Here is a 25,518-nt window from a genome sequence, read left to right on the forward strand (position 1 = left end):
GCCATCCCTCGGGATGGCTTTTTTGTGACCGTTGTCCCATGCGTGCTGCCTTCTGCCTGACCATACTTAAGGTGACGGCCATTGACGGAGGGAGACACAATGCACTGGCAAACGCATACCGTTTTTAACCAACCTGTACCGCTCAATAACAGCAACTTATATCTGTCCGATGGCGCGCTATGTGAAGCGGTTATCCGTGAAGGCGCTGGCTGGGATAGCGATCTTCTCGCCAGTATTGGTCAGCAGCTAGGGACTGCCGAGTCGCTCGAGCTTGGCCGTCTGGCCAATGCTTTTCCACCCGAGTTGTTGCGCTACGACTCGCAGGGGCAGCGGCTGGATGATGTGCGTTTTCATCCTGCCTGGCATTTACTGATGCAGGGATTGTGCGCCAATCGCGTACATAATCTGGCCTGGGAAGAAGACGCGAGGCAGGGAACATTTGTTGCCCGGGCGGCCCGTTTCATGCTGCATGCGCAGGTGGAAGCGGGCACGTTGTGTCCGGTTACCATGACTTTTGCCGCCACGCCGTTGTTACTTCAGATGTTACCTGCTCCCTTTCACGACTGGTTTACGCCGCTGCTAAGCGACCGTTATGACTCGCATTTACTGCCCGGAGGGCAAAAGCGTGGGTTATTGATCGGCATGGGAATGACCGAGAAGCAGGGGGGGTCAGATGTGCTAAGCAATACCACTCAGGCAGAACGTCTTACAGACGGCTCGTATCGGCTGGTGGGACATAAGTGGTTTTTCTCCGTGCCGCAAAGCGATGCCCATCTGGTGCTGGCCCAGGCAAAGGGAGGCTTATCCTGCTTTTTTGTACCGCGATTTTTACCCGACGGGCAGCGTAATGCTATCCGTCTGGAGCGGCTGAAAGATAAGTTAGGCAATCGCTCCAACGCCAGCTGCGAGGTTGAATTCCACGATGCGATTGGCTGGCTATTGGGTGAAGAAGGGGAAGGTATACGTCATATCCTGAAAATGGGTGGGATGACGCGTTTTGACTGTGCGCTCGGCAGTCATGGCATGATGCGACGTGCTTTTTCTGTCGCGATTTACCATGCGCACCAGCGACAGGTTTTTGGCAAACCATTGATCGAACAGCCGATGATGCGCCAGGTATTAGGTCGGATGGCGCTCCACCTGGAAGGTCAGACGGCGTTACTGTTCCGACTGGCGCGGGCCTGGGACCGTCGCGCTGATACCAAAGAATCTCTGTGGGCCAGGTTGTTCACGCCAGCAGCGAAATTCTCTGTTTGCAAGGCCGGTATGCCGTTTGTTGCAGAGGCGATGGAAGTGCTCGGCGGGATTGGCTACTGCGAGGAGAGTGAGTTGCCGCGCCTGTATCGTGAGATGCCGGTAAACAGTATCTGGGAGGGCTCTGGCAACATTATGTGCCTCGATGTATTGCGGGTGCTGACAAAACAACCCGGCATATACGATATGCTCAGCGAAGCCTTTGCTGAGGTAAAAGGGCAAGACCGACATTACGATCGAATGGTACGTCAACTACAGCAGCGTTTACGTAAACCCAGCGAGGAGTTGGGACGGGAGATTACACAGCAGCTTTTCCTGCTCGGTTGCGGGGCGCAGATGTTGCGCTATGCCTCTCCGCCAGTGGCGCAGGCCTGGTGTCAAATGATGCTCGATACGCGTGGTGGACTACGATTGTCCGAACAGGTGCTGAACGACTTGCTCCTGCGGGCAACGGGGGGATTACGGTAATAATATGCCTGATGGCGACGCTGGCGCGCCTTATCATGCCTACATTCAATGTAGGCCGGATAAGTTTACGCCATCCGGCAATCTGTTAAGCATAGAGAATGGCCTGTACGCGCCAGTTGTCGGGCTGCTGGTCTTCGTACATCTGAATGATCCGATACCATGAGGCACCCTGTTCATCCGCTTTTAACGCGACTACTCGTTCTACATCCTGCGGATTCCCTGCAATGTTACTGACAGATATCAGGCCAATTTCGTTCAGGCCTGTAACGCAGTCAGCACTGGCGAACTCGGCAGACTGCGCCGTAGTACCTACCAGTCCGGCAGAAAGCAGCAGTGAGGATAAGGAAAGTGATTGTTTCATCGTCAGCTCCATTATTCGTACCCCTACACACGGCAGGGCATTCCATCGCGATCATAAACCTCAAGCTTCCTGCTGTTGGTTTATTGTGCACAGGTAAACGCATAGCGGCGCAAAGCAATGTAAAGCTGACTAAATTCCAACCCAATGTTATTTACGATACAAAATAGCTTGTGAATACCATTGGCCTGTCACGATGGTTTCATCCACTAATAAAACCACGTAGTAATCAGCTTTAGCCGCGACGGCTTTGTCACGGATCTCTGCCAGCGCATCATCCGGAGAGCCTCTTACCAGCGCGCTGACCGTTCCTATTCGCTGTAACCCATTACTCTGGTCACGGCGGATCTCCTGCGGGTAGTCGGCAACGGGCGGTGCGGGTTGGGGCGTTCCCTGTAGCACGCTACAGGCGCTTAAAAGCATCACCAGCAATAAAGAGGCAAACCGACGCATAACTCTATCTCGTTTCCTGATAGCCATAGTGTAGTGCCTTATCAATTTCCCTTTAGGGGAATGTTCCCGAAGTGTTATCTCTCACGCGATTTTCGAATGAAAATGTTGCGAAAGCGTAACCCAGTTCTCAACATTATGAATCATTGCCGAACACATTCGCTTGCGTTAAGTATTGCTGCATGGCATACCAGAAAAAAAGAGGCGACAAATGATCGAAATTGAAACACGACAGTTGGCTGGTATCCCTGTCTTGCACGCCGTTCCGGCTGGCAAACGCGAGTGTTCACTCCCTTGCATTATTTTCTATCACGGGTTTACATCTTCAAGCCTGGTCTATAGCTATTTTGCCGTTGCTCTGGCTCAGGCCGGATTCCGGGTTGTCATGCCAGATGCGCCCGACCATGGTGCCCGCTTCAACGGTGATGCTCAGGAGCGAATGTTTCGCTTCTGGCATATATTGCAGCAAAACATGCAGGAGTTTACGACGTTACGTGCGGCGCTGGTGGCGGAAAATTGGCTATCAGATGAAAGACTTGCTGTTGCGGGGGCGTCGATGGGAGGCATGACGGCGTTGGGCATTATGGCCCGCCATCCCGAGGTTAAATGTGTAGCCAGCCTGATGGGTTCGGGCTATTTTACCCGTCTTGCACAGACGCTTTTTCCCCCTTTACGAGTCCAGACGCCAGAGCAGCAGGCAGAGTTCGATGCCGTTATCGCACCGCTCGCCGAATGGGACGTTACGCATCAGCTACAACGCCTGGCCGACAGACCGTTGCTGTTGTGGCATGGACAGGAGGACGATGTGGTGCCCGCGGTTGAAACCTTCCGCTTACAGCAGGCGCTGATTCAGGCAGGGCTGGATAACAATTTAACCTGCCTGTGGGAAGCGGGCGTACGCCACCGCATCACGCCAGAGGCGCTGGCAGCGACGGTAACGTTTTTTCGCCAGCACCTTTAAACGCGCACGATGTTTACGCCCTGAGCTTCAAGTTGTTGCAGAATCTCAGGGTTAGCGTTTTTGCCGGTAATGAGCATATCGATTTGATCGGCGCGACTGAACAGCATCCCCGCGCGTTCACCGACCTTACTGCTATCGACCAGCACCACCAGTTTACCCACTACGTTAAGCATCTTCTGCTCAGCCATCGCGGTTAGCATATCGGTTTTATACAGTCCGTCCGCGGTCAACCCTTTACCGCTGGTAAACATCCAGTGTCCGGCATACAGGCTATTTTCGCTGCCTTGCGGACTAAGCGTGATGGACTGGCTTTTGTTGTATTGCCCTCCCATGATGATCACGCTGTCATGCTCCTGGTCGATCAGATAGTTCGCCAGCGGCAGATAATTGGTGATGATCTGCACCGGCTTGCCGCACATTTCACGACCAAGCAGGAAGGCGGTTGATCCACAGTTGATCACCACGCTTTCACCCGCATTTACAAGTTGGGATGCGGCCTTGGCAATGCGAACTTTTTCATCGTGGTTCTGCGCCTGATGCAGATTCATAGGTGTCCAGCGCGGACGTTGCTGGGTGATGGCTTCTGCGCCATTGCGGACTTTCTTGAGTTTGCCGCTTTCGTCGAGTTTATTGATGTCCCGGCGTGCTGTGGCTGGTGAAATCCCCAGACGCTCAATCACGTTCTCAACGGTAACAAAGCCCAACTGCGCCAGCATATCCAGCAATATTTGATGTCTTTGTGCTTCAGTCATGAGCTATTCCGATACAAATTGATTTGAAAAGATGATATTTGAAATAGCCTGGAAATACTAAAGTAAATGGGAAAAAATGCCGGAATAGCCCGGCATTTTGTAGGGGTCACAAGAAGGATTTAAACGGCAGATCCGGTTCAATCGTGAAGCAGTCATCAAAGCCGCGCGGGTAGTGATATTCAAAGTTGTCTTTGTCCAGCGGCCAGGTGAACTTACCGCCCACCTGCCAGATAAACGGCTTAAAGCCATACTTCAGTCGATCTTTTTTCATCTCCCACAGTACGCGGATCTCCTGAGGGTCGGCCTGGAAGTTTGACCAGATGTCATGATGGAAAGGGATCACCACTTTCGTATTCAACGCTTCCGCCATGCGCAGCATGTCGGAGCTGGTCATTTTGTCCGTAATCCCGCGCGGATTCTCACCGTAGGAGCCGAGCGCAACGTCGATCTGGTGCTCGTTGCCATGCTTTGCGTAGTAGTTAGAGTAGTGCGAGTCTCCGCTGTGGTACAGCGTTCCACCCGGTGTTTTGAACAGGTAGTTTACCGCACGTGCATCCATACCATCCGGCAGCACACCTGCCGCTTTTTGATCGGCAGGTAGCGTGATTAATGCCGTACGATCAAACGCGTCAAGCGCATGAATTTCAATATCTTTCACTTTCACCACATCGCCTGGTTTTACCACGATGCAGCGCTCTTTTGGCACACCCCAACCGATCCACAGATCCACACAGGTTTGCGGCCCGATAAATGGCACGTCATCGGCGCAGTTTTGCATGACGGCGGCCGCGACATTCACGTCGATGTGATCGTTATGATCGTGTGTCGCCAGCACCGCATCGATCTGTCGAATTGCAAACGGATCAAGAACAAACGGCGTGGTGCGCAGGTTTGGCTGCAGTTTCTTCACCCCAGCCATGCGTTGCATCTGGTGGCCGGTTTTCATTAGCGGGTTACCGTGACTCTGTTTACCCGTTCCGCACCAGAAATCGACGCAGATGTTCGTCCCGCCTTCCGACTTCAGCCAGATGCCGGTACAGCCAAGCCACCACATAGCGAATGTGCCCGGGGCGACCTGCTCCTGTTCGATCTCTTCATTCAGCCAACTTCCCCACTCCGGGAATGTACTCAGGATCCATGATTCACGCGTGATGCTTTTTACTTTACTCATCGCATTTACCTTCATATTTATTCAGATTAAGTCAATTTATGATTTGTTTTGATTGATATTGACATCATTTTTTCAAGAAGGCAATGCGTTGATTTTCGCTGTTCAACGGGGAAATGTGATCAAATCACAGCGTGACAGGATGGTCTACTTGAATGTTGGTTTTGTATTTTATTGTTTTAATAGAGTTTATTTTGGAAGCGATGAATTAGAAGTAAAGCCACTCTGCAAGTGTGTGAATTATTTGCGTACTGCATCACATTTAATCAAATTCAATCTTGTTGTGATTACTTTTGAAAATTAGAGTGAGGGCACAACATCCTGGGCATCTGTAATGAATGTTCAGCAACTTCGTCTACTGGAGATCGTTATGGAGATCCTCTACAACATCTTTACCGTCTTTTTTAATCAGGTTATGACCAACGCGCCCTTGCTGTTGGGTATTGTGACCTGTCTTGGTTACATCCTGCTGCGTAAAAGCGTCAGCGTTATTATCAAAGGCACGATCAAAACGATTATCGGTTTTATGTTGCTGCAAGCGGGATCGGGCATTCTGACCAGCACGTTTAAACCGGTGGTGGCGAAGATGTCCGAAGTTTACGGTATCAATGGTGCGATTTCCGATACCTATGCCTCCATGATGGCAACCATCGAACGTATGGGCGATGCCTATAGTTGGGTGGGTTATGCTGTGCTGTTGGCGCTGGCGCTGAATATTTGTTACGTACTGCTACGGCGTATTACCGGCATTCGCACCATCATGCTGACCGGCCACATTATGTTCCAGCAGGCGGGCTTGATTGCCGTCTCTCTCTTCATCTTCGGTTACCCGATGTGGACCACCATCATCTGCACCGCTGTGCTGGTGTCCCTCTACTGGGGCATTACCTCCAATATGATGTACAAGCCGACGCAGGAAGTGACCGACGGCTGCGGTTTCTCCATCGGTCACCAGCAGCAGTTCGCTTCATGGATTGCCTACAAAGTCGCGCCTTATCTGGGTAAGAAAGAGGAGAGTGTTGAAGATCTGAAGCTGCCGGGCTGGCTGAATATCTTCCATGACAACATCGTTTCTACCGCGATTGTTATGACCCTCTTCTTCGGCGCGATCCTGCTCTCTTTCGGTATTGATGTGGTTCAGGCGATGGCGGGTAAAACCCACTGGACGGTCTATATTCTGCAGACCGGTTTTTCGTTTGCCGTCGCTATTTTCATTATCACTCAGGGCGTACGTATGTTCGTTGCTGAGCTTTCAGAAGCGTTCAACGGTATCTCTCAACGTCTGATCCCGGGTGCAGTGCTGGCTATCGACTGCGCGGCGATTTATAGCTTTGCGCCCAACGCGGTGGTCTGGGGCTTTATGTGGGGCACCATCGGCCAACTGATTGCGGTGGGCATCCTGGTGGGTTGCGGCTCTTCTATTCTGATTATCCCTGGTTTTATTCCGATGTTCTTCTCGAACGCGACTATCGGCGTGTTTGCTAACCACTTTGGCGGCTGGCGCGCGGCGCTCAAGATTTGCCTGGTGATGGGGATGATCGAAATCTTCGGCTGCGTCTGGGCGGTGAAGCTCACCGGGATGAGCGCCTGGATGGGCATGGCGGACTGGTCAATTCTGGCGCCGCCGATGATGCAGGGCTTTGCCTCCATCGGCATCGTGTTTATGGCCGTCATTATTCTGATTGCACTGGCTTATATGTTTTTCGCAGGACGCACCTTGCGCGCTGAGGAAGACGCAGAAAAACAACTGGCAGAACACTCTGCTTAATAAGGAGTTCCGATTATGACCGTACGTATTTTGGCTGTATGTGGCAATGGGCAGGGGAGTTCCATGATCATGAAGATGAAGGTGGATCAGTTTTTAACCCAGTCAAATATTGACCATACGGTAAACAGTTGCGCAGTAGGCGAATACAAAAGTGAACTGAGCGGCGCGGATATCATCATCGCTTCTACCCATATCGCCGGTGAGATTACCGTATCGGGCAATAAATATGTTGTTGGCGTACGCAACATGCTGTCTCCCGCCGATTTTGGACCAAAACTGCTGGAAGTGATCAACGCGCATTTCCCTCAGGACGTGAAGTAAGGAGGCGGCCTATGAAATTACGTGATTCGCTGGCAGACAATAACGCCATCCTTTTACAGGCCGAGGCCAGCCCCTGGCAGGAAGCGGTAAAGCTGAGCGTGGATCTGCTGGTTAAGGCTGATGTGGTTGAACCACGCTACTACCAGGCCATCCTCGACGGAGTCGAACAGTTCGGCCCGTATTTTGTGATTGCGCCCGGCCTGGCGATGCCGCACGGCCGTCCGGAGGAAGGGGTCAAGAAAACCGGTTTTGCGCTGGTGACGCTGAAAACACCGCTGGTGTTTAACCACGAAGATAACGACCCGGTCGACATCCTGATCACCATGGCGGCAGTAGACGCCAATACACATCAGGAAGTCGGCATCATGCAGATCGTGAATCTCTTTGACGACGAAGCCAATTTCGACCGTTTACGTGCCTGCCGTACCGCGCAGGAAGTGCTGGATTTAATTGATAACGCCACTGCGGCGGCTGTTTAAAAGGATACCAAAATGTCATTACCTATGTTGCAGGTTGCGCTGGATAACCAATCAATGTCTTCCGCCTATGAAACGACGCGTCTGATTGCCGAAGAGGTCGATATCATTGAGGTGGGCACGATTCTTTGCGTGGCAGAGGGGGTGCGCGCCGTACGCGATCTGAAGGCGCTTTATCCGCATAAAATTGTGCTGGCGGATGCCAAAATCGCCGACGCGGGTAAAATCCTCTCGCGCATGTGTTTCGAAGCCAACGCTGACTGGGTTACCGTCATCTGCTGTGCGGATATCAACACCACCAGGGGGGCGCTGGAGGTGGCGAAAGAATTTAACGGCGACGTGCAGATTGAACTGACTGGTTACTGGACCTGGGAGCAGGCGCAGGAGTGGCGTGACGCGGGCATTGGGCAAGTGGTATATCACCGCAGCCGTGACGCGCAGGCGGCGGGTGTGGCATGGGGAAAGGCAGATATCAGCGCCATCAAACGCTTGTCTGATATGGGCTTTAAGGTCACCGTCACCGGCGGCCTGGCGCTGGAGGATCTGCCGCTGTTCCAGGGGATCCCTATCCACGTCTTTATTGCCGGACGTAGTATTCGCGATGCCGCCTCTCCGGTAGACGCTGCGCGTCAGTTCAAACGTTCCATCGCCCAACTGTGGGGATAAGGAGCGACTATGCTGTCGAAACAGGTCCCGCTCGGTATCTATGAAAAAGCGCTCCCCGGCGGGGAGTGCTGGCTGGAACGCTTGCAACTGGCGAAGGAACTGGGCTTTGATTTTGTCGAAATATCGGTTGATGAAACCGACGATCGCCTGGCGCGTCTTGACTGGCGCCGCGAGCAGCGACTGGCGCTGGTGGCCGCTATCGCTGAGACAGGGATACGCGTACCGTCCATGTGCCTGAGCGCTCATCGTCGTTTCCCGCTTGGCAGTGAAGATGATGCGGTGCGCGAACAGGGGCTGGAGATCATGCGTAAAGCCATTCAGTTTGCGCAGGATATCGGTATTCGCGTTATTCAACTGGCGGGTTACGACGTCTATTACCAGCAGGCCAATAACGAAACGCGTCGTCGGTTTCGCGATGGGCTGAAAGAGAGCGTGGAGATGGCGAGCCGCGCGCAGGTGACGCTGGCGATGGAAATCATGGATTATCCGCTGATGAATTCGATCAGCAAGGCACTGGGTTATGCCCACTATCTCAACAATCCGTGGTTCCAGTTGTATCCCGATATTGGCAATTTGTCGGCGTGGGATAACGACGTGCAGATGGAGCTGCAGGCTGGGATGGGTCATATCGTTGCCGTACACGTGAAGGATACCAAACCTGGTGTATTCAAAAATGTGCCGTTTGGTGAAGGGGTTGTTGAGTTCGAACGTTGTTTTGCGACGCTCAAACAGAGTGGGTACTGCGGACCATACCTGATTGAGATGTGGAGTGAAACGTCGGACGACCCGGCACGTGAAGTCGCGAAGGCGCGCGACTGGGTGAAGGCGCGAATGGCCAGCGCAGGTCTGGTGGAGGCGGTGTAATGCAAAAACTTAAACAGCAGGTTTTTGAGGCCAATATGGATTTGCCGCGCTACGGGCTGGTGACGTTCACCTGGGGGAACGTCAGCGCCATTGACCGCGAGCGCGGTCTGGTGGTGATTAAGCCTAGCGGCGTCGACTATCAAACGATGCAGGTAGATGACATGGTGGTTGTGGATCTGGCCGGCAACGTAGTGGAAGGGCGCTATCGTCCTTCTTCTGATACCGCCACCCATCTGGAGCTGTATCGCCGCTATTCTTCTCTCGGCGGCGTGGTGCACACCCACTCAACCCACGCGACGGCATGGGCGCAGGCGGGTCTGGCAATTCCCTCGCTTGGCACGACGCATGCGGATTACTTCTTTGGCGATATTCCCTGCACCAGGGCGTTAACTGAAGCTGAAGTTCAGGGCGAGTATGAGCTAAATACCGGTAAGGTGATTGTCGAAACGCTGGGGGAGGTGGAACCTTTGCATACGCCTGGCGTAGTGGTGTACCAGCATGGCCCGTTTGCCTGGGGCAAGGATGCTCACGATGCGGTACATAACGCCGTGGTGATGGAGGAAGTGGCAAAAATGGCATGGATTGCGCGTGGTATTAATCCGGCTCTTAGCCCCATCGACAGCTATCTGATGAATAAGCATTTCATGCGTAAGCACGGCCCAAACGCCTATTACGGACAGAAGTAACGACTAAGTCCTGGAGCCCAATCATTCAGGGGATGTTATCGATCTGGTTTCGGGACTTTTTTGCAAAAAAAGCCCCCTGTGAAGGGGGCAAATTAAACTGCGGCAATGTTCTCGTTGGTTATTTCTGGTGCTAGCGGTAAATATCTGCACTGGCGTGCATATTTCCGTTACTACCGGGTTCCCTGGTGAGGATCACGTGGTAGTAGGTTGCGCCTTGCGCATCGGTCTCTTCATTCAGGGCCTGAGTGGCTTCACTTTCAGTGGCGAAGTTATGATTTATGTAAATGACGCCTAAGCTCTGCACATCATCCATATTTCTGGCCTGATGATTGTCAATTTTGATGGCTGCCGTTGCATTTGCACTAAGCAAAAGCATAGCCAGAAGGGTCAAAACACGGGCTCGCATATGTACCTCCTCGACTGCGGTCTTTGGTTGCCTCTCTCCTGTGAGTGATTAGCTTCTGATGTAATTTTAACCGCTACCGGCGCAGTCGATAGCGACCATTTCTGATGCAGTTGTTCAAAAAATTACCGCATAGCCATCTTTTCTTTTATTAACAGGCCGCTGGTGTGTACCGCTGCGGTGAAAAATACCTGTCTTTCGCGCATAAGCACTTACCAAATAGTCAATTTAATCGGGTGAGTACGCCGTTTATAGTGAGCCGGATAATTAATATAACTTTATGATAATAAGGCAAAAACTTATGGATACTTCATTCATGGATTTCAGCTACTTTGTGATTATGTTTATGGTCGCGCTGGTGGCAGGCTTTATTAACGTGGTGTCGGGAGGCGGTGGTTTTCTCTCGATTGGCGCACTGTTAATTTCTGGTTTACCCCCGGCGAATGCGCTGGCAACCAATAAAATTCAGGCGCTGGGCAGCTCGCTGACCTCCGGGATTTATTTTTTACGCCGGGGGCATATCAACGTGCAGGAGCACAAGTATGTGTTTTTATCTGCCTTTATCGGTTCTGCGATGGGAACGACGCTTATCCAGTTCATTGAACCGGAACTGCTGAAGAAACTGCTCCCGATCCTGATTATCGCGGTCGCTATCTACTTTATTTTTGCGCCAAATCTCAGCGAACCGAAAAGAAAGCAGCAAGTATCCCTGTTTCTCTTCTCGTTGATCGGCGGGGGATGCATTGGCTTTTATGACGGCTTTCTCGGTGCCGGGGCTGGCTCCTTTTATACCCTCAGCTATATCCTGCTGTGGGGATACAGCATCGATAAGGCGCAAATTCACTCGAATTTTATTAACCTGGCATCCAACATCGCCTCGATATTGTTCTTCATTTTTGGCGGTAAAATGATCTGGTCACTGGGGCTGGTGATGTTTGCCGGGCAGTCCCTCGGCGCACGTCTTGGCGCGACGGTCGTACTAACGCGCGGCAAGAAAGTTATCCGACCCATGATTGTCATTGTCTCCATTTGCATCAGCGTCAAAATGCTGCTGGATATGTATTAATGGCGACATGATAAATAATCGTACAATTACCTTGAGTTTAGTGGCAGGCGCCAGTATTATGACGCGTCAATTTTTCAGCCGACCTTTAACACGTTCCTTGCCTCCCCGGGCCTCGGCTGACCCAGACAGGAGGCTGAATAATCCGTAAGGAGCAATTCGATGCGTCATTACGAAATCGTTTTTATGGTCCATCCTGACCAGAGCGAACAGGTTCCGGGTATGATCGAACGCTACACTGCTGCCATCACTGGTGCAGAAGGCACGATCCACCGTCTGGAAGACTGGGGCCGCCGTCAGCTGGCTTACCCGATCAACAAACTGCACAAAGCTCACTACGTTCTGCTGAACGTTGAAGCGCCGCAGGAAGTGATCGATGAGCTGGAAACTACCTTCCGCTTCAACGATGCCGTTATCCGCAGCATGGTTATGCGTACTAAACACGCTGTTACCGAAGCATCTCCGATGGTTAAAGCGAAAGACGAGCGTCGTGAACGTCGCGATGATTTCGCTAACGAAACCGCAGATGATGCTGAAGCTGGGGATTCTGAAGAGTAATTTCTGATGACCAACCGTCTGGCGTTGTCCGGCACCGTGTGCAGGGCTCCCCTTCGAAAGGTCAGTCCATCAGGAATTCCTCATTGCCAGTTCGTGCTTGAGCATCGTTCTGTGCAGGAGGAAGCCGGGTTTCACCGGCAGGCGTGGTGCCAAATGCCCGTTATTATTAGCGGACACGAAAACCAGGCCATTACTCACAGTATAACGGTCGGTAGCGCAGTGACCGTTCAGGGGTTCATCTCTTGCCACAAGGCAAAGAACGGCCTGAGCAAAATGGTTCTGCATGCCGAGCAGATTGAATTGATAGATTCTGGAGACTAGCCATATGGCACGTTATTTCCGTCGTCGCAAGTTCTGCCGTTTCACCGCGGAAGGCGTTCAAGAGATCGACTATAAAGATATCGCTACGCTGAAAAACTACATCACCGAAAGCGGTAAGATTGTCCCAAGCCGTATCACCGGTACCCGTGCAAAATACCAGCGTCAGCTGGCTCGCGCTATCAAACGCGCTCGCTACCTGTCCCTGCTGCCGTACACTGATCGTCATCAGTAATCGGTCACGGTCCATTAATACGACTTTGAGAGGATAAGGTAATGCAAGTTATTCTGCTTGATAAAGTAGCAAACCTGGGTAGCCTGGGTGATCAGGTTAACGTTAAAGCGGGCTATGCTCGTAACTTCCTGGTACCACAGGGTAAAGCTGTTCCTGCTACCAAGAAAAACGTTGAATTTTTCGAAGCGCGTCGCGCTGAGCTGGAAGCTAAACTGGCTGACGTTCTGTCCGCTGCTGAAGCTCGTGCTGAGAAAATCAACGCACTGGAAACCGTAACCATCGCGTCTAAAGCTGGCGACGAAGGTAAACTGTTCGGTTCCATCGGTACTCGCGACATCGCTGACGCTGTAACTGCAGCTGGCGTTGAAGTAGCTAAGAGCGAAGTTCGTCTGCCGAACGGCGTTCTGCGTACCACTGGTGAGCACGAAGTGAGCTTCCAGGTTCACAGCGAAGTGTTTGCTAAGCTGACTGTAAACGTAGTTGCAGAATAAGTTTTTATTCTGATTACCGCGTAAAAGCGCCGGCCTTGTGTCGGCGTTTTGCTTTTCTGTTCCCTCCGCTTTTCGCTCTGGCTATTCTTTATCCTTTTCGGGATAATCATAAAAATAAAACATTATTTTAAAATGGTGATGGAATGGAACCAACGCACCAACCTCTGTTTGCGCGTAAAAATGTTGTCTACCTGAGCGCAGCGTTCTGCTGTCTGCTGTGGGGGAGCGCCTATCCGGCGATCAAAAGCGGATATGAGATCTTCCAGATTGCCACGGATGACATTCCTTCAAAAATTGTCTTTGCCGGTTATCGCTTCCTGTTTGCTGGATTATTGCTGCTATTGCTGGCGGTGGCGCAGCGTAAACCGATTGGCCGGTTAAGCCCGCGTCAGTACGGTCAGCTCACGCTGTTGGGACTGACGCAAACCTCGCTGCAATACATCTTCTTCTATATTGGCCTGGCGTTCACGACGGGGGTGAAAGGGTCGATCATGAACGCGACCGGCACCTTCTTCAGCGTGCTGCTGGCCCATTTTATCTATCAGAACGACAAGCTGAGCTACAACAAAGTGCTGGGCTGTATCCTGGGTTTTACCGGCGTAATGGTGGTGAACTTTAGCAGCGGACTGGATTTTAACTTCAGCCTGTTAGGGGACGGTTCAGTGGTGATGGCGGCCTTTATTCTTTCTGCCGCCACGTTATACGGTAAACGCATTTCTCAGACGGTAGACCCGACGGTAATGACAGGATATCAGTTGGGTGTCGGCGGTCTGGCGCTGGTTATCGGCGGCTACGCTTTTGGTGGCACGCTGACCGTACACGGCGCGTCTTCAGTGGCGATTCTGGGCTACCTGACGTTACTCTCTTCGGTCGCTTTTGCGTTGTGGAGTATTCTGCTCAAGCATAACCGCGTGGGGATGATTGCGCCGTTTAACTTCCTGATCCCGGTTTCGGGGGCGGTTCTGTCGGCGATATTCCTCGGCGAAAACATTCTCGAATGGAAATATGCGCTGGCGCTGGTGCTGGTCTGTTCCGGGATCTGGTGGGTGAACAAGGTGAAGCGCTGACGCTTCACCTTAATGTCTGATGCGCTGTGTTTATCAGGCCTACAGGTGTGCCGGTTAACGGGCGCGAATAAAACTGCCGTTAGGTTGCCGAGTAAACAGTACCTGCTGACCATTACCGGTATCAATGGTTAATCCCGTTACCACGCCGTTGGCATTCTGCCTGATTTGTACCATCTGGCCGTCTTTCAGGTTGCTCAGCGGTTTTCCGGCACCTTCAACCTGCGCCATTGCGTATACATCGGTTGGCGGGAGGTTATGGTCACGGAATACCTGCGCCAGCGTTTTGCCCGAGTCTACGCGATAGGAGCGCCACTGCTGCTCAATTCCACTATCCTGTTGGAAAGGTTGCGTCTGCGGCTGAGATTGCTGAGCCTGCGGCTGCGCGTCTGGTTCTCCTTCCTGGATTGGCTCAGGCGCAAGCGGAGCGACCTGGCCCGGATCGTTTTGCGGGGCGACCAACTGTGCCTGCAGTTGAGCTTCGGTCGGCGGCTGCGACTGTGACTGTAAATCCAGCTGGGCAGTACGCGTAACCACAGGGGCATCGCTGGTGTCACTGGAGGGCAGCAGGAAGCCTATCACCAGCACGATAGCAGCAATTATAATGCCGCGTCGGTGCATAGGCGGTAGCGGATCCATAATGCGAAAATTGTCCGGTGCATGCCAGATTTTCGCCAGGGTTGGTTTTAATTCAAAGCGCCCGGGCATGGCTTTCCTCCTGCTCCGCGTCTCGTTCCTCGATCATAGAGTATAGATGGCTAATGCTATGATGTTCGTCATATTACCCGCTTTCGTGACGTCAACGCGGGGTATTCCTATTGTTTATGTTTCCTCGCGATTTGTCATCTGTTCCCGAGACAAAGTTTTACCGGATGCGGCATGGCTGATATGCTGCCCGCTACTTTACATCCGATGAAAGGAAATATGATGGCTAACCCGACTTTTGACACTATCGAAGCGCAAGCAAGCTACGGCATTGGTTTGCAGGTAGGACAACAGCTGAGTGAATCCGGACTGGAAGGACTGTTGCCTGAAGCGCTGGTAGCGGGTATCGCTGACGCGCTGGAAGGTAAGCACCCGGCAGTGCCGGTTGATGTTGTGCATCGCGCACTGCGTGAAATCCACGAACGCGCTGATGCAGTACGTCGCGAGCGTTTCCAGGCTATGGCGGCTGATGGCGTCAAATATCTGGAAGAAAACCGTGAGAAAGACGGTGTGAACAGCACTGAATCCGGTTTGCAGTTCCGTGTTCTGACTCAGGGGGAAGGTGCTATTCCAGCGCGTACTGACCGCGTTCGCGTGCACTACACCGGTAAACTGATCGACGGTACCGTGTTTGACAGCTCTGTCGCACGCGGCGAACCGGCTGAATTCCCGGTTAACGGCGTGATCCCTGGCTGGATTGAAGCGCTGACCCTGATGCCGGTAGGTTCCAAATGGGAACTGACTATTCCTCAGGAACTGGCTTACGGCGAGCGTGGCGCTGGCGCGTCCATTCCTCCGTTCAGCACACTGGTGTTCGACGTTGAGCTGCTTGAGATCCTGTAAGCAGTGACTTCTGTTCCCTCCGAGGCCGGGGGGAACAAAAAAATAGCGTGAAAAGCTATAGTTACGTGGTTGTCGATATTTTATTTTGCAAATGCCTCGTTAGCGTGTATTTTTGTGAGCTGATTCGCGCTATCAGAGTGATATGACACTCACTTTAAACATTAAATTAACATTATATCTAAATCTTAGTATTCATCCCGCCAATTCTTACCTAATATCGATGAGTCCTGATAATCAGGAACGTCGTATCATAGACACACTAAAGGCCGTAGAGCCTGAACAACACAGACAGGTACAGGAAGAAAAAACATGGTAGATCAGGTAAAAGTCGACGCCGCTGAAGAGGCTTCGTCTGAACAGTCGCTACGGCGCAATCTCACAAACCGTCATATTCAACTTATTGCCATTGGTGGTGCTATTGGTACCGGCCTGTTTATGGGCTCTGGTAAAACCATCAGCCTCGCCGGACCGTCGATCATCTTTGTGTATATGATTATCGGTTTTATGCTGTTTTTCGTGATGCGTGCAATGGGTGAATTGCTGCTCTCGAATCTGGAGTACAAATCTTTTAGTGATTTCGCCTCTGATCTGCTCGGGCCATGGGCCGGGTATTTTACCGGCTGGACTTACTGGTTCTGCTGGGTTGTTACCGGGATGGCAGACGTTGTCGCCATTACGGCGTATGCGCAATTCTGGTTCCCCGAACTTTCAGACTGGGTCGCCTCGCTGGCGGTGATCGTGCTGCTGCTGAGCCTCAACCTTGCCACTGTAAAAATGTTCGGTGAGATGGAGTTCTGGTTTGCGATGATCAAAATCGTCGCCATCATCGGCCTGATTGTCGTTGGTCTGGTGATGGTGTTGACGCACTTCCAGTCGCCAACCGGCGTTCAGGCATCGTTCACGCATCTGTGGAATGACGGTGGCTGGTTCCCGAAAGGTCTGAGCGGCTTCTTTGCTGGCTTCCAGATAGCCGTGTTCGCGTTTGTGGGTATTGAGCTGGTGGGAACGACCGCAGCGGAAACCAAGGACCCGGAGAAATCTCTGCCGCGCGCCATTAACTCGATTCCGATCCGTATCATCATGTTCTACGTTTTTGCGCTGATCGTGATTATGTCTGTAACACCGTGGAGCTCGGTAGTGCCAACCAAGAGCCCATTCGTTGAACTGTTTGTGCTGGTCGGGCTGCCTGCCGCGGCGAGCCTGATCAACTTTGTGGTGCTGACTTCAGCTGCTTCTTCCGCAAACAGTGGCGTGTTCTCTACCAGCCGTATGCTGTTCGGCCTGGCACAGGAAGGCGTAGCGCCTAAAGCATTTGCCAAACTGTCTAAACGCGCAGTTCCGGCGAAAGGTTTAACCTTCTCCTGTATCTGTCTGCTGGGCGGCGTGGTGATGCTTTACGTGAACCCGAGCGTGATTGGCGCGTTCACCATGATCACCACCGTGTCGGCGATTCTGTTCATGTTCGTCTGGACCATCATTCTTTGCTCGTACCTGGTGTACCGCAAGCAGCGTCCGCACCTGCATGAAAAATCAATCTACAAGATGCCGCTAGGCAAGCTGATGTGCTGGGTATGTATGGCGTTCTTCGTCTTCGTACTGGTATTGCTGACGCTGGAAGATGATACCCGCCAGGCGCTGATCGTGACGCCGCTGTGGTTCATCGCGCTGGGGCTGGGTTGGTTGTTTATCGGTAAGAAACGTATGGCTGGTATGCGTTAATTTTAGTGCCCGGTAGCGCGATGCTTACCGGGCCTGAATTCCGTAGGCCGGATTCGCGTTAGCGCTATCCGGCGATATCTTTACTCCCCGGCGAGAGCTCGCGGGAACAACACATTATTTTCCAGACTGATGTGTTCCATCAAGTCGTCGATCATCTCGTTAATGCCGTTATACATGGCTTTCCAGGTGGTGCAGGCTTCTGGCGGCGGCGTCACGTTATGGGTGATGTGTTTGATCACTTCGACCAGTTCACCGGCATCGTCATGTTCGCTTTCCATCACGCTGATTGGTCCCATCGCCTGGCTACCCATGCCCTGTTTGATCATCGGGAACAGGATCTGCTCTTCTTTCATCATGTGGCTGGACAGCTCTTCATGCAGCATGGTCAGGTTTTTCGCCAGACCGCGTGGTACGTTCGGTTTATCTGCGTGAACGCGTTCAACTTTCGTGGCCTGCAGAATCAGTTCCGGCAGCTGTTCGCGGTGTCTGTCGTGATAACGCACGATGATATGATCGATGATTTCAGCCAGTGCCACGGTACGCCAGTCTTTCTCCAGCGGCTGTTCAGCCAACTGCGCGAGCTGTGCCTCAATAACGTCTAAATCCAGCTCTTTACGCGCAGCAGCGCGTGCCAGCGTTTGCTTACCGCCGCAGCAGTAATCCATATCGTATTTACGAAACAGGGCCGAAGCGCGAGGAATAGAGAGCGCCAGTTCACCTAAAGGTTGATCGCGATAAGACATTGCCGTTACCTCATTCTCAATAATATAAGATGTATATTAAATGCAACTTATAGCGAAGGATATAACCCTTTCGGGGTGGGGTGTTTTGTAAGGAATGTCACGAAAATTTCTTGTTTCGTTAAGGTGCTGAATCTTATTAGAAAGGAGAGGGGCGGCGAAAAAAGCCGCGCGACAGGATTAAATAAGCGCACGCCGCTGCCGATAGTTAGACCTCAGACAATACCTGCATAATAAAAGGCTACAGATGTTTAAACGAATCAAAGTGATAACCTTACTTATCACCGTGTTACTCGCCCTGGGCGCGATGCAGCTCATCTCCGCGGGCGTCTTTATTGGCGCGCTCAATAACGATAAGCAAAACTTTAACGTCTCTCAGCTTTCCAGCCAGAACGTGGCCGAGTTTACCGATGCGTGGATTAGCCTGAACCAGGCTCGCGTCACGCTCAACCGGGGCATGTTGCGTTTACAGGGAACGATGGCTAGCGAGATTAACGGCGGTCAGTTGAAGGAACTGGTGAACACGGCAAATCGCCTGTTGGCCGAATCGAAAGAGCATTACGATAAATACTACGCCCTGCCGGAAACGCCGGGGCTTGATGAACATCTGGCCGATCGACTGGAAGAGCAGTACGGCATCTATTCTGCGACGCTGGCTAAAATGAACGCGCTGCTGGCTGAAGGTAAGCTGGAAGAGATGTTCAAGCAGAATGCCGAGCAAAAGCAAACGGCCATGCAGGAAGTCTATCGGGAATGGCGTAGCGCGCAAACGGCGCTGGCCACTGCCGGAGTGCAGGACAATGAGAGTGATTACCAGAAGATAATCTGGCTGTTATCCGCCGTGATGCTGATTGTCGTCACCGTGATTATCGCCAGCTGGCTGGCAATGCAGCGAGTGCTGCTCAAGCCTCTCCACGAAGTGATGGGGCATATTCGCCACATTGCTGCGGGTGATTTGACGCACAGCATCAACGCCGATGGCAGCAATGAGATGGCGCTGCTGGCAGTCAACGTTCGCGACATGCAGCAGGCGCTGGCGAACACAGTCAGCGTGGTGCGTGACGGGGCTGACACCATCTATACCGGCGCAGGTGAAATTGCCGCCGGCAGTAACGATCTCTCTTCACGTACCGAGCAGCAGGCCGCCTCTCTGGAAGAGACTGCTGCCAGCATGGAACAACTCACCGCTACCGTGAAGCAGAACGCGGATAACGCGCGTCAGGCGACCAGTCTGGCAAAAAATGCCTCACAGACGGCGCAGAAAGGCGGAACCGTGGTTGATGGCGTAGTGCGTACGATGGATGAAATTGCCACCAGTTCCAGCAAAATCGCGCAAATTACCAATGTTATCGACGGCATTGCCTTCCAGACTAATATTCTGGCGCTGAACGCGGCAGTAGAAGCGGCACGTGCGGGCGAGCAGGGGCGTGGGTTTGCCGTGGTCGCTGGCGAGGTCCGTACACTGGCACAGCGTAGCGCTCAGGCGGCGAAAGAGATTAAGGCGCTGATTGATGACTCGGGGAATCGGGTAAATGCCGGTACGGCGCTGGTGCATGAAGCGGGTGAAACGATGGCGGAAATTGTGAGCGCCGTGACCCGTGTGACCGACATCATGGGCGAGATAGCCTCGGCTTCTGATGAACAGAGCCGGGGTATCGATCAGGTAGGTCAGGCGGTTGCCGAGATGGATCGCGTGACGCAGCAAAACGCCTCGCTGGTGGAGGAGTCAGCTTCCGCCGCCGCCGCGCTCGAAGAGCAGGCAGCACGACTGAATCAGACCGTAGCGGTGTTTAAAGTTTAACGTCTACTCCGGCCTACAAAATAATATCTTGTAGGTCGGATTAGCGCAGCGCCGTCTGGGCCATTATGATTGTGGAACCACGACGACGCTTGGTTTCTGTGGTTTGGCTCTGACGGCTATCACCACCCCAACAATCAGCAGCGCAATGCCGCTTACCGTCAGCAGCGGTGGAAATTCCTTGCGCAGGATAAAGGTGTACACCAGGCCAGCCAGCGTTTCGAAGACAATCAGCGGGCCGAGGATCACCGTCGGCAATTTTTGGCTGGCGACGTTCCAGCACAGTGCGCCAACCCACGAACACAATACCGCAATCGCTATCATCAGGCCGATAAACACGCCCGGACGTGGGCCGAAGGGCAGGGCAAAGTCCGGCGTTTGCCCGTTCAGCCACAGGCAGGCTGCAATATAACCGAGCAGAGAAACAGGCAACGTTACCAGTGCCTGGGCCGTCGCCCACATCATCGGGTGCTTATCTGGATTCTCGCGCAGCCAGCGGGCATTACGCAGCGCATACCACGCCCAACACACTACCGAGATCAGCGCCAGCGCGATTCCAGAACCATAACGCCAGCCGCTAAAGTCGGGTAAGCCTTGATTCAGCTCCGAGATATTCACGCACAGCAGACCGATACCAATCAGCACCAGCGCAGGCGACAGACGCCACCATGATAATTTGCCGTCGCGCTGGCTGTAGAGCAGGTTAGCGAAGACCGGGATCACAACCGGCAATGTACCAATAATCATCGTTGAAACCGGCGCGCCAGTGCGCTGGATGGCGCTTGCCAGGCAAACGTAATAAATCAGATTACCCATCATCGTTAGCGCCAGCGCAGTGACCCAGTCTTTGCGCGTCAACTGACGCAAGCGCACACGCCCCAGCCAGGCAATCGGCAACGCTATTAGCCCCAGCGCCAGATAGCGCCCCATCGACTGCAATACCGCCGGATATTCCGGTACGATCAGCGGCCCAACAAAAATTAATCCCCACATCAGCCCAGCCAGCAGGGCATACAACACGCCGCTAATCATTTTTGACATCCACATCGCTTAACAATAAGTCGAGTGTAGGCAGGAAAAATGCAGCCGTATTGTATGAGATTGCTGTTCAACGCCGGACGACTTGTTTCTGATAACGTACCGGCGTAATACCGTAGCGATGGGTAAACGCGCGGGTGAGATGCGACTGGTCGGTGAGGCCGGTTGCGGCAGCGACCTCCGCGGCGGGCATTCCGTGAGTGAGAAAACCTTTGGCTCGCCACAGGCGGATCGCCATCAGCATCTGGTGCGGCGTGACGTGGAAATGAGATTTAAACTGGCGCTGAAAATGCCAGGGACTCAGCGCTGCAACCCGCGCCAGTTCGTCGAGCGTGACCGGGTGCATATAATTATCGTGCAAATACTCGCGTACCCGCTCAAAGCGATGCGCTCCCTCCGGTAATACCGGCGCATGGCGGGCCAGCGGCTGGAACGTGTCGATCAGATCGAGTAATAGCCCTTTTTGCGCCAGCGGATCCTCAGTGTTCCACAGGCCATGGATCAGCGAGCAGATCTGGCGCGAGCGTAGCGGATCGTGACGCGTTACGTCATGAAACCACCAGTGGCGGATCCCGGTGACTTCTTCCAGAAGATCGGGCTCAAGATAGATCATCCGATAGCGCCAGCCGTCGGCGGTTTCCGCTTCGCCGGTATGTAGCTCATCGGGATTCATGGTGACGACAGAATGGGCGGGGGCCACGTACTGCGTGCCGCGATAGCGAAAACGCTCGGCTCCGGCTTCTATCGCGCCAATACCAAACGCTTCATGGGTGTGGGGTTCAAAGGCGTAACGCGAGATATGCGCATGATACAGCTCAACGCCCGGCACCTGTGCCAGATGGCGAAAGCGGGCGCTGTCTTTCTCATCAATAAACTGCTCAGGTACACCTTGCACGTCTTCTCTCCCCACGCATCATCATGTCATTATCAGAGAGGATGCGCGGGGATGCCACCACAATTAACTAATTTTTAACACTTACACGATGCCTTTGACGCTGTCTGCCAGCGACGTGGTTGGGCGACCAATCAGTTTGCTCAGCGTATGGCTGTCGTCGAAGAGGCCACCTTTAGAGGCACCAACGTCTGAGTCAGCCAGCATGTCCGCCAGTCCGGCAGGTAGACCTACACTTTTCAGCGCGGCGGCAAAATCAGCTTCGCTCAGGTTTTGATACACCACTTTTTTACCGCTCTGTTTTGCCAGTTCGGCCGCCAGCTGGCTCAGGGTCCAGCCTGCGTCGCCCGCCAGTTCATAGATTTTACCGGCATGACCGTCTTCACTGATGACGCGCGCAGCGGCAGCGGCATAGTCGGCACGGGTCGCCGAGGCGATTTTGCCTTCTCCCGCCGCCCCAATAAACACGCCGTGTTCCAGCGCGGCTGGTGCGCTGGCGAGATAGTTTTCGGTGTACCAACCGTTACGCAGCAGCGCGTACGCGATACCGGATTCAGCCAGCATCTTCTCGGTTGCGACATGCTCATCAGCCAGCCCCAGCGGGGAGCGATCGGCGTGCAGCAGGCTGGTGTAGGCGATAAATTTCACGTGGGCCGCTTTCGCCGCGTTAATCACGTTGCGATGCTGCGGGGCACGTTGTCCCACTTCGCTGGAGGAGATTAGCAGTAACTTGTCTATCCCCTGTAAGGCCGTGGTAAAGGCAGCTTCATCGCTGTAATCCGCCTGCCGAACGGTAATGCCCTGCTGGCTAAGCGCCGTCGCTTTAGCAGGATTACGCACAATAGCCACAATCTGGCTGGCAGGAACGGTTTTCAGTAGCGTTTCAATAACGTGTTGGCCCAGTTGGCCAGTGGCACCAGTAATCGCGATCATAGGATAACTCCTTTGGTATTGGTCTTGTGTTTAATCACATTAACACCTAAACTTACTTTTAGTAAGTACGTACAAAAAGGTTAGTATGAAAATGACAGCTTTGACGCTCTCCCAGCAATTACGTGATGGCAACTTGTTTGCCGAGCAGTGTCCCTCCCGCGAGGTGTTAAAACACGTCACCAGCCGCTGGGGTGTATTGATTCTGGTGGCGCTGCGCGACGGTACGCACCGTTTCAGCGATTTGCGCCGTAAGATGGGCGGCGTCAGTGAAAAAATGCTGGCGCAATCCCTGCAGGCGTTAGAACAGGACGGGTTTATCAATCGGGTGTCATATCCGGTGGTACCGCCGCATGTGGAGTATAGCCTGACACCGTTGGGTGAGCAGGTGAGCGAAAAAGTCGCAGCGCTGGCGGACTGGATAGAGGTGAATTTGCCGCAGGTTTTGGCAAATCATACCGTTAAGAACGAAGACGTCCCGGCATCAGCGTAAACGACCTGGTCGGGCTTGCCGGATGGCGCAGCGCCACCCGGCGTGGTCTTACTTACTCAAATCCAACTGATAAATGGCGAAGCCGATGTCATCGGTAGCGACTTTCTTCAGTGGATACTGGCCTTTCTCTTTGATAAACGCAGCGGCTTTATCAGACGGTGATGTTTCAAAGCGAATATCCAGTTGTGTCTCGCTGTGAATCGGCGCCAGACGCCAGTTGTTATCTGCCGCTGGATGAATTTCGCCTGCGCTCTTTGTCTGGGAACCTATCCATGCTGCCAGCACCGAGCGGTTTTCATCTGGTGATGCAAACGCGATGTGGCTGTCGCCGGTCCCGGCAAACTTACCGCCGTAGGCGCGGTAGTTGTTGGTCGCGACGAGGAAGGTTGCGTTCGGATCGATCGGTTTGCCGTTAAAGGTCAGATTTTTAATACGCTCCGCTTGCGGGTTAATCGTCTGGCATTCACCGTCATAGCGAGCGGGTTGTGAAACATCAATCTGATAATTCACGCCGTCAATCACGTCGAAGTTATAGGTACGGAAGCCATCCCAGTTAATTAACGACTGTGGTTTGCTGCTGTGGATATCAATCTGATTAAACTGCCCGGCAGAACATTCCAGCCACTCTTTCACCTCTTTACCGCTGGCTTTCACCACGACCAGGGTATTGGGATAGAGATACAAATCAGCGGCGTTACGGAAGGTAAGCTGACCTTTTTCGACTTCGACAAAGCTGGCCGGATCGTTCTTGCGTCCACCGACTTTAAACGGTGCAGCGGCGGAAAGTACCGGTAGTTTCGCCAGGTCCGGATCGCCCTGGATAAAATGTTCCACATAGGCTTTCTGCGCATTATTCACCACCTGCACGGTCGGGTCGTCCTGAACCAGCGCCAGATAGCTGTACATGTTGTCGGCAGATTTACCGATTGGCTTGCTGACAAATTCACGCGTGGCATCGTGATCGGCTTTTAGGATCTCAACGATTTTTTGGTCTTCGCCAGCCAGTGATTTTTTGGCCGCGGCGTCATAAATCGGGCGCGCCTGCGCTTTCCCCTGCGTAACCTGCCATTTACCGCTGTCGTTATTCAGCACTAAATCCACCACCCCCAGGTGATCGCCCCACATGCCCGGCATCACCGCAGGAACGCCATTGAGCGTGCCTGTTGTGATATCTGCGCCTTTGATGTTGGCAAAGTCTTTCCCCGGGAAAACGGCGTGAGCGTGACCAAACATAATGGCATCCACGCCCGGAACTTCACTGAGGTAGTAAACGGAGTTTTCCGCCATCGCCTGGTATGGGTCGGCAGAAAGCCCGGAGTGAGCAACCACCACCACGACATCGGCACCTTTGGCTCGCATTTCCGGCACGTATTTACGTGCGGTTTCCGTAATGTCATTCACCGTCACTTTGCCGCTGAGGTTGGCTTTATCCCAGGTCATGATCTGTGGCGGCACAAACCCAATATAGCCAATTTTCAGCGTCTGCTTGTTTCCTTCCTGATCGACAACCTCAGTCTCTTTGATCAGATAAGGAGTAAACAGCGGCTTTTTGGTCTTAACGTCGATGATATTGGCGTTAACGTATGGGAACTTCGCCCCGGCTAGCGCGTTGTGCAGATACTCAAGACCGTAGTTAAATTCATGGTTGCCAAGGTTACCCACGGCGTAATCCAGCGTATTCAGTGCCTTATATACCGGATGCGTTTCGCCCGCTTTCAGCCCCTTGGCCGCCATATAATCCCCGAGCGGGCTGCCCTGAATCAGATCACCGTTATCAACCAGCACGCTGTTTTTGACTTCACCACGTGCTGCGTTGATCAGGCTTGCCGTACGAACCAGGCCAAATTTTTCAGTCGGCGTATCTTTGTAATAATCGAAATCCATCATATTGCTATGCAAATCAGTGGTTTCCATTATACGCAGATCGACGGTCGCGGCATTGACGCTGGCTGCAATCAGCGTGGCCAGAAACGTTGCACTAAACTTAATCATCAGGGGCATCCTTTTAAGATCTAAGCCACAAAAGAAAATGTATA

29 protein-coding genes are annotated in these 25,518 nt (G+C 52.9%); 18 read left to right on the forward strand and 11 right to left on the reverse strand.

Annotation, left to right across the window (positions count from 1 at the left end):
- Window positions 1–99: 99 nt before the first annotated feature.
- Window positions 100–1,722: an isovaleryl-CoA dehydrogenase gene (locus OGW44_RS25270; RefSeq protein ID WP_185654796.1), complete on the forward strand. Its 1,623-nt coding sequence runs from the start codon at window positions 100–102 to the stop codon at window positions 1,720–1,722.
- An 85-nt stretch (window positions 1,723–1,807) separates the two neighbouring features.
- Here the strand turns inward: OGW44_RS25270 and yjfN are convergent, their stop codons facing one another.
- Together yjfN and bsmA are read right to left on the reverse strand one after the other, a co-directional pair.
- A complete protein-coding gene (gene yjfN, locus OGW44_RS25275) occupies window positions 1,808–2,083 on the reverse strand; it encodes a DUF1471 family protease activator YjfN (RefSeq protein WP_185654795.1) in 276 nt (91 codons plus the stop codon).
- 147 nt (window positions 2,084–2,230) lie between these two features.
- Window positions 2,231–2,560, reverse strand: a complete 330-nt coding sequence (gene bsmA / locus OGW44_RS25280; protein ID WP_185654794.1) for a biofilm peroxide resistance protein BsmA — start codon at window positions 2,558–2,560, stop codon at window positions 2,231–2,233.
- 181 nt (window positions 2,561–2,741) lie between these two features.
- On the opposite strand from bsmA, the gene yjfP reads away from it, so the two are divergent.
- Entirely contained in the window at window positions 2,742–3,491 is a 750-nt protein-coding gene (gene yjfP, locus OGW44_RS25285) for an esterase (RefSeq protein ID WP_016155514.1), read from the forward strand.
- Here yjfP and ulaR read toward each other — a convergent pair.
- Window positions 3,488–4,243: an HTH-type transcriptional regulator UlaR gene (gene ulaR, locus OGW44_RS25290; RefSeq protein ID WP_047414946.1), complete on the reverse strand. Its 756-nt coding sequence runs from the start codon at window positions 4,241–4,243 to the stop codon at window positions 3,488–3,490. The genes yjfP and ulaR overlap by 4 nt on opposite strands.
- Window positions 4,244–4,349: 106 nt before the next feature.
- A complete protein-coding gene (gene ulaG, locus OGW44_RS25295) occupies window positions 4,350–5,414 on the reverse strand; it encodes an L-ascorbate 6-phosphate lactonase (protein WP_016151424.1) in 1,065 nt (354 codons plus the stop codon).
- Between the two features lie 367 nt (window positions 5,415–5,781).
- Between ulaG and ulaA the strand changes: the two genes are divergently transcribed.
- The 6 genes from ulaA to OGW44_RS25325 are packed head-to-tail and all read left to right on the forward strand — an operon-like array spanning window position 5,782 to window position 10,192.
- Window positions 5,782–7,179 (forward strand): PTS ascorbate transporter subunit IIC, encoded by a 1,398-nt coding sequence (gene ulaA / locus OGW44_RS25300; protein WP_047358895.1) that lies wholly within the window; start codon window positions 5,782–5,784, stop codon window positions 7,177–7,179.
- A 15-nt stretch (window positions 7,180–7,194) separates the two neighbouring features.
- Window positions 7,195–7,500 carry a PTS ascorbate transporter subunit IIB gene (gene ulaB / locus OGW44_RS25305; RefSeq protein WP_016151426.1) on the forward strand — a complete coding sequence of 102 codons (306 nt, stop codon included), beginning with the start codon at window positions 7,195–7,197 and terminating at the stop codon, window positions 7,498–7,500.
- 11 nt (window positions 7,501–7,511) lie between these two features.
- Window positions 7,512–7,979, forward strand: a complete 468-nt coding sequence (gene ulaC, locus OGW44_RS25310; RefSeq protein ID WP_185654793.1) for a PTS ascorbate transporter subunit IIA — start codon at window positions 7,512–7,514, stop codon at window positions 7,977–7,979.
- 12 nt (window positions 7,980–7,991) lie between these two features.
- Complete coding sequence (locus tag OGW44_RS25315) at window positions 7,992–8,642, forward strand: 3-keto-L-gulonate-6-phosphate decarboxylase UlaD (RefSeq protein WP_185654792.1); 651 nt, start codon at window positions 7,992–7,994, stop codon at window positions 8,640–8,642.
- 9 nt (window positions 8,643–8,651) lie between these two features.
- The gene (locus tag OGW44_RS25320; RefSeq protein WP_016151429.1) at window positions 8,652–9,506 is read left to right on the forward strand and encodes an L-ribulose-5-phosphate 3-epimerase; all 855 of its coding nucleotides are present in this window, start codon (window positions 8,652–8,654) and stop codon (window positions 9,504–9,506) included.
- Entirely contained in the window at window positions 9,506–10,192 is a 687-nt protein-coding gene (locus OGW44_RS25325; RefSeq protein ID WP_185654791.1) for an L-ribulose-5-phosphate 4-epimerase, read from the forward strand. The genes OGW44_RS25320 and OGW44_RS25325 overlap by 1 nt, the downstream gene beginning before the upstream one ends.
- A gap of 130 nt (window positions 10,193–10,322) precedes the next feature.
- Here OGW44_RS25325 and yjfY read toward each other — a convergent pair whose 3' ends face one another.
- On the reverse strand, window positions 10,323–10,598 hold the full coding sequence (gene yjfY, locus OGW44_RS25330; RefSeq protein ID WP_016155520.1) for a DUF1471 family protein YjfY: 276 nt from the start codon (window positions 10,596–10,598) through the stop codon (window positions 10,323–10,325).
- A 298-nt stretch (window positions 10,599–10,896) separates the two neighbouring features.
- On the opposite strand from yjfY, the gene OGW44_RS25335 reads away from it, so the two are divergent.
- From OGW44_RS25335 to OGW44_RS25360, 6 genes are all read left to right on the forward strand, one after another.
- Window positions 10,897–11,661 (forward strand): TSUP family transporter, encoded by a 765-nt coding sequence (locus tag OGW44_RS25335; protein WP_016151432.1) that lies wholly within the window; start codon window positions 10,897–10,899, stop codon window positions 11,659–11,661.
- 159 nt (window positions 11,662–11,820) lie between these two features.
- The gene (gene rpsF, locus OGW44_RS25340; protein ID WP_016151433.1) at window positions 11,821–12,216 is read left to right on the forward strand and encodes a 30S ribosomal protein S6; all 396 of its coding nucleotides are present in this window, start codon (window positions 11,821–11,823) and stop codon (window positions 12,214–12,216) included.
- A 6-nt stretch (window positions 12,217–12,222) separates the two neighbouring features.
- On the forward strand, window positions 12,223–12,537 hold the full coding sequence (priB, locus tag OGW44_RS25345; protein ID WP_003025674.1) for a primosomal replication protein N: 315 nt from the start codon (window positions 12,223–12,225) through the stop codon (window positions 12,535–12,537).
- Between the two features lie 4 nt (window positions 12,538–12,541).
- On the forward strand, window positions 12,542–12,769 hold the full coding sequence (gene rpsR / locus OGW44_RS25350) for a 30S ribosomal protein S18 (RefSeq protein ID WP_000135199.1): 228 nt from the start codon (window positions 12,542–12,544) through the stop codon (window positions 12,767–12,769).
- 41 nt (window positions 12,770–12,810) lie between these two features.
- Window positions 12,811–13,260 carry a 50S ribosomal protein L9 gene (gene rplI / locus OGW44_RS25355; protein ID WP_003025676.1) on the forward strand — a complete coding sequence of 150 codons (450 nt, stop codon included), beginning with the start codon at window positions 12,811–12,813 and terminating at the stop codon, window positions 13,258–13,260.
- 143 nt (window positions 13,261–13,403) lie between these two features.
- Window positions 13,404–14,327 (forward strand): DMT family transporter, encoded by a 924-nt coding sequence (locus OGW44_RS25360; RefSeq protein WP_016151434.1) that lies wholly within the window; start codon window positions 13,404–13,406, stop codon window positions 14,325–14,327.
- A 54-nt stretch (window positions 14,328–14,381) separates the two neighbouring features.
- On the opposite strand, the gene OGW44_RS25365 is transcribed toward OGW44_RS25360, so the two are convergent.
- Window positions 14,382–15,032: a LysM-like peptidoglycan-binding domain-containing protein gene (locus OGW44_RS25365; protein ID WP_016151435.1), complete on the reverse strand. Its 651-nt coding sequence runs from the start codon at window positions 15,030–15,032 to the stop codon at window positions 14,382–14,384.
- Window positions 15,033–15,251: 219 nt separating this feature from the next.
- Here OGW44_RS25365 and bamJ point away from each other — a divergent pair, with 219 nt between their 5' ends.
- Window positions 15,252–15,872, forward strand: coding sequence for a BamJ family beta-barrel-assembly machinery protein (gene bamJ / locus OGW44_RS25370; protein ID WP_029139741.1), 621 nt, complete (start codon window positions 15,252–15,254; stop codon window positions 15,870–15,872).
- Window positions 15,873–16,181: 309 nt separating this feature from the next.
- Window positions 16,182–17,591 carry a D-serine/D-alanine/glycine transporter gene (gene cycA, locus OGW44_RS25375; protein WP_016151437.1) on the forward strand — a complete coding sequence of 470 codons (1,410 nt, stop codon included), beginning with the start codon at window positions 16,182–16,184 and terminating at the stop codon, window positions 17,589–17,591.
- Between the two features lie 80 nt (window positions 17,592–17,671).
- Here cycA and ytfE read toward each other — a convergent pair whose 3' ends face one another.
- On the reverse strand, window positions 17,672–18,334 hold the full coding sequence (ytfE, locus tag OGW44_RS25380) for an iron-sulfur cluster repair protein YtfE (RefSeq protein ID WP_003025690.1): 663 nt from the start codon (window positions 18,332–18,334) through the stop codon (window positions 17,672–17,674).
- Window positions 18,335–18,578: 244 nt separating this feature from the next.
- Here ytfE and OGW44_RS25385 point away from each other — a divergent pair, with 244 nt between their 5' ends.
- Entirely contained in the window at window positions 18,579–20,132 is a 1,554-nt protein-coding gene (locus OGW44_RS25385) for a methyl-accepting chemotaxis protein (protein ID WP_046275835.1), read from the forward strand.
- 63 nt (window positions 20,133–20,195) lie between these two features.
- Here the strand turns inward: OGW44_RS25385 and OGW44_RS25390 are convergent, their stop codons facing one another.
- The 3 genes from OGW44_RS25390 to OGW44_RS25400 all read right to left on the reverse strand — a co-directional run bounded on the left by OGW44_RS25390 (window position 20,196) and on the right by OGW44_RS25400 (window position 22,992).
- Window positions 20,196–21,161, reverse strand: coding sequence for a DMT family transporter (locus tag OGW44_RS25390; protein ID WP_047358572.1), 966 nt, complete (start codon window positions 21,159–21,161; stop codon window positions 20,196–20,198).
- Between the two features lie 76 nt (window positions 21,162–21,237).
- Window positions 21,238–22,062: an AraC family transcriptional regulator gene (locus OGW44_RS25395; protein ID WP_016155523.1), complete on the reverse strand. Its 825-nt coding sequence runs from the start codon at window positions 22,060–22,062 to the stop codon at window positions 21,238–21,240.
- Between the two features lie 81 nt (window positions 22,063–22,143).
- Window positions 22,144–22,992: an SDR family oxidoreductase gene (locus OGW44_RS25400; RefSeq protein WP_016155524.1), complete on the reverse strand. Its 849-nt coding sequence runs from the start codon at window positions 22,990–22,992 to the stop codon at window positions 22,144–22,146.
- Between the two features lie 85 nt (window positions 22,993–23,077).
- Here OGW44_RS25400 and OGW44_RS25405 point away from each other — a divergent pair, with 85 nt between their 5' ends.
- Complete coding sequence (locus OGW44_RS25405; RefSeq protein WP_016151443.1) at window positions 23,078–23,482, forward strand: winged helix-turn-helix transcriptional regulator; 405 nt, start codon at window positions 23,078–23,080, stop codon at window positions 23,480–23,482.
- A 48-nt stretch (window positions 23,483–23,530) separates the two neighbouring features.
- On the opposite strand, the gene cpdB is transcribed toward OGW44_RS25405, so the two are convergent.
- Complete coding sequence (cpdB, locus tag OGW44_RS25410; RefSeq protein ID WP_016155525.1) at window positions 23,531–25,474, reverse strand: 2',3'-cyclic-nucleotide 2'-phosphodiesterase; 1,944 nt, start codon at window positions 25,472–25,474, stop codon at window positions 23,531–23,533.
- Between the last annotated feature and the right edge of the window lie 44 nt (window positions 25,475–25,518).

The organism is Citrobacter sp. Cb023 (genome assembly GCF_030336805.1).
Taxonomy (GTDB): Bacteria; Pseudomonadota; Gammaproteobacteria; order Enterobacterales; family Enterobacteriaceae; genus Citrobacter; species Citrobacter braakii.

What these genes read in the sequence shown, in the direction of transcription:
- rplI (WP_003025676.1), top strand. Translation starts at nt 12,811, where the DNA reads ATGCAAGTTATTCTGCTTGATAAAGTAGCAAACCTGGGTAGCCTGGGT.
- ulaG (WP_016151424.1), bottom strand. Translation starts at nt 5,414, where the DNA reads ATGAGTAAAGTAAAAAGCATCACGCGTGAATCATGGATCCTGAGTACA.
- OGW44_RS25405 (WP_016151443.1), top strand. Translation starts at nt 23,078, where the DNA reads ATGAAAATGACAGCTTTGACGCTCTCCCAGCAATTACGTGATGGCAAC.
- OGW44_RS25335 (WP_016151432.1), top strand. Translation starts at nt 10,897, where the DNA reads ATGGATACTTCATTCATGGATTTCAGCTACTTTGTGATTATGTTTATG.
- yjfP (WP_016155514.1), top strand. Translation starts at nt 2,742, where the DNA reads ATGATCGAAATTGAAACACGACAGTTGGCTGGTATCCCTGTCTTGCAC.
- ytfE (WP_003025690.1), bottom strand. Translation starts at nt 18,334, where the DNA reads ATGTCTTATCGCGATCAACCTTTAGGTGAACTGGCGCTCTCTATTCCT.
- OGW44_RS25400 (WP_016155524.1), bottom strand. Translation starts at nt 22,992, where the DNA reads ATGATCGCGATTACTGGTGCCACTGGCCAACTGGGCCAACACGTTATT.
- rpsR (WP_000135199.1), top strand. Translation starts at nt 12,542, where the DNA reads ATGGCACGTTATTTCCGTCGTCGCAAGTTCTGCCGTTTCACCGCGGAA.
- ulaR (WP_047414946.1), bottom strand. Translation starts at nt 4,243, where the DNA reads ATGACTGAAGCACAAAGACATCAAATATTGCTGGATATGCTGGCGCAG.
- OGW44_RS25365 (WP_016151435.1), bottom strand. Translation starts at nt 15,032, where the DNA reads ATGCCCGGGCGCTTTGAATTAAAACCAACCCTGGCGAAAATCTGGCAT.
- OGW44_RS25320 (WP_016151429.1), top strand. Translation starts at nt 8,652, where the DNA reads ATGCTGTCGAAACAGGTCCCGCTCGGTATCTATGAAAAAGCGCTCCCC.
- priB (WP_003025674.1), top strand. Translation starts at nt 12,223, where the DNA reads ATGACCAACCGTCTGGCGTTGTCCGGCACCGTGTGCAGGGCTCCCCTT.
- OGW44_RS25390 (WP_047358572.1), bottom strand. Translation starts at nt 21,161, where the DNA reads ATGATTAGCGGCGTGTTGTATGCCCTGCTGGCTGGGCTGATGTGGGGA.
- OGW44_RS25385 (WP_046275835.1), top strand. Translation starts at nt 18,579, where the DNA reads ATGTTTAAACGAATCAAAGTGATAACCTTACTTATCACCGTGTTACTC.
- ulaC (WP_185654793.1), top strand. Translation starts at nt 7,512, where the DNA reads ATGAAATTACGTGATTCGCTGGCAGACAATAACGCCATCCTTTTACAG.
- cpdB (WP_016155525.1), bottom strand. Translation starts at nt 25,474, where the DNA reads ATGATTAAGTTTAGTGCAACGTTTCTGGCCACGCTGATTGCAGCCAGC.
- OGW44_RS25325 (WP_185654791.1), top strand. Translation starts at nt 9,506, where the DNA reads ATGCAAAAACTTAAACAGCAGGTTTTTGAGGCCAATATGGATTTGCCG.
- OGW44_RS25315 (WP_185654792.1), top strand. Translation starts at nt 7,992, where the DNA reads ATGTCATTACCTATGTTGCAGGTTGCGCTGGATAACCAATCAATGTCT.
- rpsF (WP_016151433.1), top strand. Translation starts at nt 11,821, where the DNA reads ATGCGTCATTACGAAATCGTTTTTATGGTCCATCCTGACCAGAGCGAA.
- OGW44_RS25270 (WP_185654796.1), top strand. Translation starts at nt 100, where the DNA reads ATGCACTGGCAAACGCATACCGTTTTTAACCAACCTGTACCGCTCAAT.
- ulaA (WP_047358895.1), top strand. Translation starts at nt 5,782, where the DNA reads ATGGAGATCCTCTACAACATCTTTACCGTCTTTTTTAATCAGGTTATG.
- bsmA (WP_185654794.1), bottom strand. Translation starts at nt 2,560, where the DNA reads ATGGCTATCAGGAAACGAGATAGAGTTATGCGTCGGTTTGCCTCTTTA.
- yjfN (WP_185654795.1), bottom strand. Translation starts at nt 2,083, where the DNA reads ATGAAACAATCACTTTCCTTATCCTCACTGCTGCTTTCTGCCGGACTG.
- cycA (WP_016151437.1), top strand. Translation starts at nt 16,182, where the DNA reads ATGGTAGATCAGGTAAAAGTCGACGCCGCTGAAGAGGCTTCGTCTGAA.
- yjfY (WP_016155520.1), bottom strand. Translation starts at nt 10,598, where the DNA reads ATGCGAGCCCGTGTTTTGACCCTTCTGGCTATGCTTTTGCTTAGTGCA.
- bamJ (WP_029139741.1), top strand. Translation starts at nt 15,252, where the DNA reads ATGGCTAACCCGACTTTTGACACTATCGAAGCGCAAGCAAGCTACGGC.
- ulaB (WP_016151426.1), top strand. Translation starts at nt 7,195, where the DNA reads ATGACCGTACGTATTTTGGCTGTATGTGGCAATGGGCAGGGGAGTTCC.
- OGW44_RS25360 (WP_016151434.1), top strand. Translation starts at nt 13,404, where the DNA reads ATGGAACCAACGCACCAACCTCTGTTTGCGCGTAAAAATGTTGTCTAC.